This window comes from Actinomadura sp. NBRC 104412, assembly GCF_030269515.1.
Lineage (GTDB): Bacteria > Actinomycetota > Actinomycetes > Streptosporangiales > Streptosporangiaceae > Spirillospora.
The window spans coordinates 1-6,289 of the sequence record NZ_BSTM01000064.1 but is presented as its reverse complement, the minus strand read 5'-3'; the positions used below and the strand labels follow the sequence as shown (position 1 = coordinate 6,289).

3 protein-coding genes and 1 pseudogene are annotated in these 6,289 nt (G+C 68.6%); 3 read left to right on the top strand and 1 reads right to left on the bottom strand.

What is annotated here, in order from left to right:
* The first annotated feature begins 225 nt into the window (after positions 1-225).
* From QSK21_RS35520 to QSK21_RS35505, 3 genes are all read left to right on the top strand, one after another.
* Positions 226-579 carry an STAS domain-containing protein gene (locus QSK21_RS35520; protein ID WP_131955879.1) on the top strand — a complete coding sequence of 118 codons (354 nt, stop codon included), beginning with the start codon at positions 226-228 and terminating at the stop codon, positions 577-579.
* A 13-nt stretch (positions 580-592) separates the two neighbouring features.
* Entirely contained in the window at positions 593-1,105 is a 513-nt protein-coding gene (locus QSK21_RS35515; RefSeq protein WP_285702154.1) for an ATP-binding protein, read from the top strand.
* Positions 1,106-3,405: 2,300 nt separating this feature from the next.
* Positions 3,406-5,853 carry a sodium-translocating pyrophosphatase gene (locus QSK21_RS35505; RefSeq protein ID WP_285702153.1) on the top strand — a complete coding sequence of 816 codons (2,448 nt, stop codon included), beginning with the start codon at positions 3,406-3,408 and terminating at the stop codon, positions 5,851-5,853.
* 328 nt (positions 5,854-6,181) lie between these two features.
* On the opposite strand, the pseudogene QSK21_RS35500 reads toward QSK21_RS35505, so the two are convergent.
* Positions 6,182-6,289 (bottom strand): annotated as a pseudogene (locus QSK21_RS35500) (IS5/IS1182 family transposase); the annotation flags it as partial.

The window sequence follows — 6,289 nt, the reverse complement described above, 5'->3', positions numbered from 1 at the left end:
CCTGCCAGAAAGTCGGCCACGAAAGCGACACCAATGATGCTGATGTGACAATTGAGGCAATCAGTGCTTAACTAATCAATAGATCGCGAGGTGGCCTTCTCATACACCACCCGCCTGGACGCGGCCGAGCGTGGTTGAATCACGGGCGAAGTCCCGCGGCCGCGGGCGTCGTACGGCGTCGGGCGGCTATGGGATCAGATAGAGCTGTACGGCGCTGGAGGATCTGTGGACCTGAAGGTGAACGACTACACCACCGACGACGGCCTCACGGTCATCACCGTGGAGGGCGAGATCGATGTTTACACGGCGCCGAAGCTTCGCGAGAAGCTGATCGACCTTGTCAACAAGGGCAAGTTCCACCTTCTGGTGGACATGGAGAAGGTGGAGTTCCTCGACTCCACCGGCCTCGGCGTGCTGGTCGGAGGGCTCAAGCGGGTGCGCGCGCACGACGGGTCGCTGGAACTGGTGTGCACCCAGGAGCGCATCCTCAAGATTTTCCGGATCACCGGTCTGACCAAGGTCTTCGGCATCCATGACTCGATCGCCGAGGCCGAGGAAAAGCGCAAGGGCGCCAAGTAGCGGCCCCCGGAAGATGGCGACCGTTGAGCTCTCTTTCAGCGCACTGCCCGTCCACGTCCGGACGGCCCGGCTGATCGTCACCGCGGTGGCACGCCGCAGTGGCGTGGCCGAGGCCCTGCTGGACGAGGTGCGGCTGGCGGTCGGCGAAGCATGCTCCCGGGCCGTGGAGGCTCACCGGCGGCGTTGCCCGGACGAGCCCGTGCGGCTGGAGCTGAGCGGCACCGACCGCCGGTTCGAGGTCGTCGTCAGCGACGCCGTCTCCGCTGACGACGCCGCCAGCGGACTCCCCGACGCCACCCCCCTTCCCGAACCTTCGGACGGGGGCAAGTCCGGTGCGGACGGACGGGACGTGCTCGCGTCCGACACGGCGCGCGAGCAACTGGAACGCATCTGGGGCGGCGACACGGCCGAACTCGGCTTGGCCGTCATCGCCGGCCTTGCCGACGACGTGGACATCTCCGCTACCCCGAAGGGCGTCCAGATCCGCATGAGCTGGCCTGTCGAATCCGAGCCTTCCCCCACCTAGGCCCCCTGCCCTGCCCGAACGTCGGCGTACGGACGCGCGCAGCGTCCTTGTGGAAGGCAACCCGGGTCGCGCCGAACTGGCTTGTCGGCCGAGCCGCCTTACGCGCGGGACGCGGTCATCTGCGGCCCACATCGCTGGCCTGCTCACGTGGCGGCCCGGCTTACGCTGCTCGACCGCCGCTCCGACCGCTCTCCGCGTTAGGCGTGCCCCTGCGCCAGGTGCCGTACGCACTGGTAAGCGCATGCACTTGCACCACCAGAGGTGGCTCGCTTGGATGCCGACTGCCGCCGACGAGCCGACCCACACCGCGTACTGCAAGCTGCTCGAGACCCGCGACTTCAGGCACACCCGAGTCGCCCTTGCCTTGCCTTGATGACGCGGCAGGTTGCCGGGGGACCAAGGCCGATCCGGGGGAAGTCGGCAACCTGGCGCTGTGAGATCGCGGTGAGCCGTGGGCGGCACGATGGAGTGCAAGGTGCCAGCGCCAAGCGCTTCGACGCCTTCGGCGGCCTCAGGTTGACACCGTATGGCTACGTAGGTGATAGGCGGCACCGCTGGTCGGCGGGTTCGGGCACCAGTTGGTGATCGAAGGGCCGGACAATGTTGATGGGTTCGGGCACACTTCGGCTGTGTGTGCTGCTGCGTGGTGCACAGCTGTTCAGCGTGCTGGGTCCTGACCGGTGGGTCTAACCTCCCGCCCCCAGCGGGTGCGGTCAGCTCTGACCAGTGCACGCGGTCACTTGTCACCGACAAAGCCAGTTGGACGACGCAACCGTAAGTGGTTCGCCGGTTCATTGGTACTCGACGTAGACGACGCCCGCGCCTGTGGCACGGGACGTGGGTGAGTGCAGGCCCGCATGGAGTGTTCCCTCAGCGACCAGGCAGTTGCCCCCACCCAAGCCACCGAAAGAGCAGGGGGGTGCTACAAGCCGACCAGCTCGGCCTTCTGCCGGTTCTTGGTCACTTCTGCGTTGGGGACTTGGCGTACGAGGCTGAGCCGACGTCGGTGGCCCGATTCGGTCTTCGGTGGCAGTGGTTGCACGCCGTCCGCCTGGCGCCTGCTGATCGAAGACGTTCCGGGGGTCGGCAGGACGATGCCGGTCGAGGCGCTGGCGGTCGACGCTGCTGTTCTTCCCGATGGGCGGGTAGGTCCTGCTGCGTTCGGCCCGCTGGCGTGGCACGAAGCGCCTCGGTCCTCGGCCTGTTCGGCGGCCCTGGCAGCGGCAACGGGCGCTACCTGTGGAGTGGGCCAGTGCGTGATCGGCGGGCTCGGTGGTCTCACGGGGGGTGGCTCGCGCTGCGAGTTGCCGTGGCGGTGGGCACTGCGCGTGCCGGGACGCGCGTGATGGTGGAGTGTCTGCCAGTTGATCAGAGTGTGCGTGGTTGGCAGGGTGGCCAGGATGTGCGCCTGGGGGGCGTCGCGTTGGCAGCGGCGGGACAGTTGCGTCAATCGCCTGCCGGTAGCCCTGGGAGGTCGATACGTCCTGCCAGGGGCGGTCGGTGGGTGTGAAGGAAGCCGTCATCCTCATGGAGCCTACGTGGCACTCGTTCATTTGTTGTTGGGGACGCCGGGCTGGTACGGGCGTGAAGGTAGGGCCTAGGCCGCATGTTGTCGGCACGGTCGATCAGCGGCCCTGTGATCTCGTCGAAGTGCTCGTGCGCCAGGAGGTCGGTCGGCGGACGTGAAGGGAACCCGTGGTCGGCCGCGCCGGACCTTCGGCCGCCTACACGACACCCGTATTCACGCACGGCGCTGGCCTCCTCGTTGCGGATGTCGTGGGAGCTGTGGCGTGTTGGGCGGTGGGTTGGAGGGTGCTGTTGTCCTTGGGGTGAGTGCTGGGGTGGCTGGTTCTTCTCTTGGGTGCTTTCGGGGTTCGTGGGGTGTGGGTGCTGTGGGAGGGTCTTCGTTAACGATCATGGATTGGCGGGTGGGGGATATCGGGCTGATCTTATTTGGGGATTGATATGAGCCGAATGCCGTCGGGCGACACGCGGGCAGGGGTGTCATGATCCACTTTCGGGGATCGGTGGTGGCAGCATGGGGGTGCCGCGGGGTGGCCGCTACCTGCGAAGACGGCCGGGTCGGACGCTATCGGGGCAAATTTCTGCGTGCCCGGGGTTGCTTTTCGCCGACACCGGGATTATGAGACGGCAAGTCTTCTCTTCCGGCACCTGCCTGCGTAGACTCCCCGCACCCGCGTTGCCGTGCGGGCGTCTAAAGCGCCACCTGCGTGGGTACGCGGTAAAGATCGTCCATATCGGTCAAGATCGCAACGCCCCTGTCGAGGAGGACGGAACGGATGTCTGGGCTTTCCCTGTCAAGCCCGGCCGGCGCAGACGTGGATCTTGGCGGCGGCGACCTCTCCCTGGTCGTCGTCGTCGCCGTGATCGCGCTGCTGGCACTGGTCGTCGCCGGAGGACTGGTACGTGAGGTACTGGCCGCCGGTCAGGGCACCGAGAAGATGCAGAACATCGCGCGCGCCGTGCAGGAGGGCGCGGGCGCGTATCTCAAACGCCAGTTCCGCACGGTCGCGATCTTCGTGATCCTGATCCCGCTCGTCCTGCTTCTGCTGCCGGCCGACTCCAACGGGGAGCGCATCGGACGGTCGATCTTCTTCGTCATCGGCGCGCTGTTCTCCGCCGTGACCGGCTTCGTCGGGATGTGGCTCGCGGTCCGCGGGAACGTGCGCGTCGCGGCGGCCGCCCGCGAGCCGGACGGCGAGAAGCGGGCGATGCGGATCGCGTTCCGCACCGGCGGTGTCGCCGGGATGTTCACCGTGGGCCTCGGCCTGTTCGGCGCGGCGGTCGTGGTGCTCGCCTACAAGGGGGACGCGCCCAAGGTGCTGGAGGGCTTCGGCTTCGGCGCCGCGCTGCTGGCCATGTTCATGCGGGTCGGGGGCGGGATCTTCACCAAGGCGGCGGACGTGGGCGCCGACCTGGTGGGCAAGGTCGAGCAGGGCATCCCCGAGGACGACCCGCGCAACGCCGCCACCATCGCCGACAACGTGGGCGACAACGTGGGCGACTGCGCCGGGATGGCCGCCGACCTGTTCGAGTCGTACGCGGTCATGCTGGTCGCGGCGCTGATCCTGGGCTCGGCGGCGTTCGGTACGGAGGGCCTGGTCTTCCCGCTGATCGTGCCGATGATCGGTGTGATCACCGCGGTCATCGGGATCTTCGCGGTGGCGCCGCGGGACGGCGACAGGTCCGGGATGTCCGCGATCAACCGCGGCTTCTTCATCTCCGCGGTCATCTCCGCCGTGCTGGTCGGCATCGCCGCCTTCACCTACCTCCCCTCGTCCTTCGGTGAGCTGACCGGCGTGGGCGACCAGGCCATCAGCGGGCTGGACGCGGACCCGCGGATCGTGGCCTTCGGCGCCGTGCTGATCGGCATCGTCCTGGCCAGCGCCATCCAACTGCTGACCGGCTACTTCACCGAGACCAACCGCAAGCCCGTACAGGAGGTCACCGGCAGCGCGCGTACCGGGCCCGCCACGGTGATCCTGTCCGGTATCTCGCTGGGCCTGGAGTCGGCGGTCTACACGGCGCTGGTGATCGGCGGCGCGGTGTACGGCGCGTTCCTGCTCGGCTTCGGCAACACCACGGTCGCGCTGTTCGCGGTCGCGATGGCCGGGACCGGGCTGCTCACCACCGTCGGCGTGATCGTGTCGATGGACACCTTCGGCCCGGTGTCCGACAACGCGCAGGGCATCGCCGAGATGTCCGGCGACGTGCAGGGCGAGGCCGCCGGGGTGCTGGAGCGGCTGGACGCGGTCGGCAACACCACCAAGGCGATCACCAAGGGGATCGCGATCGCGACGGCCGTGCTGGCCGCGACCGCGCTGTTCGGGTCGTTCCGCACCACCGTGGTGTCGGCGCTCCAGGACGCCTCGGCCGACGCGCGGGACGCGCTGGGCGGCTTCGCGAACTTCAGCCTGTCCATCGACAACCCGAACGTGCTGATCGGGCTGATCGTCGGCGCGTCGGTGGTCTTCCTGTTCTCCGGACTGGCGATCATGGCGGTGGGCCGCGCGGCCGGCCGGGTGGTCGTCGAGGTGCGCGAGCAGTTCCGCACCAAGCCCGGGATCATGGACTACTCCGAGAAGCCGGACTACGACCGGGTCGTCGACATCTGCACCCGGGACGCGCAGCGTGAGCTGGCCACCCCCGGCCTGCTGGCTATCATGACGCCGATCGCGGTCGGGTTCGCGCTCGGGTACGCGCCGCTGGGCGCCTTCCTCGGTGGCGCCATCGCCGCCGGCGTGCTGATGGCGGTGTTCCTCGCCAACTCCGGCGGCGCCTGGGACAACGCGAAGAAGCTGGTCGAGGAGGGCAACCTCGGCGGCAAGGGCAGCGAGGCGCACGAGGCCACGGTGATCGGCGACACGGTCGGCGACCCGTTCAAGGACACCGCCGGTCCCGCCATCAACCCGCTGATCAAGGTGATGAACCTGGTCGCGCTGCTGATCGCGGACGCCGTCGTGACCTACGCGGGCAACCTGCCGCTGCGGATCGGCGTCGCGGTCGCCGCGATCGCCGTGGTGGTCGGCGCCATCGTGATCTCCAAGCGGCGCGCCGACCCGATCGGCTCGGGGGACGCCAAGCCCCCGGTGGAGAGCGAGGGCGCGCCGCCCGAGGCCGTCGAGTCCGGCAAGGGGGGCGGCGAGCCGGTCGAGGCCGTCGCGTCCGGTGCCGGGGCGGACGGTGAGAAGGCGGCTTCGGAGCGGCCTCCGGCGAACAAGTCCTAACCCATCGAGAGAAGCGCGAAGGGGCCGGCGACCCGCCGGCCCCTTTCGCTGTCCGGGTGGTGTCGGGGGTGGGTGGGCGTGGACGTACGCTGGGTGAGCGCCCAAAAGCCCGCACAGCGGGCGTACGAACGGAACGGTAGGAGGCAACGGCTGTGAGTGACGGCGGGAAGTCCACGCTGTCCGGGCCCAAGGGGCTGGCCATCGTCCTCGGCGGGATGCTCGGGATCATGGTGGCCCTGTGGCTGATCGCCGTGGTCGCCGCGCCCTGACGGCGACCCGGTGGCGGGTGATCGCCGGGGGCGGGTCGGGCTAGGGTCTGTCCGGTGGATCATGTGTTGATCCAGAGCAGGGCGCTGACCAGGGTGACGGCCGCTTGGTAGTGGCGGGCGAGTTTGTCGTAGCGGGTGGCGATGGCGCGCCATTGCTTGAGCCGGTT

Excerpts from the sequence above, each read along its gene's own strand:
- QSK21_RS35515 (WP_285702154.1), top strand. The coding sequence starts at position 593 with ATGGCGACCGTTGAGCTCTCTTTCAGCGCACTGCCCGTCCACGTCCGG.
- QSK21_RS35505 (WP_285702153.1), top strand. The coding sequence starts at position 3,406 with ATGTCTGGGCTTTCCCTGTCAAGCCCGGCCGGCGCAGACGTGGATCTT.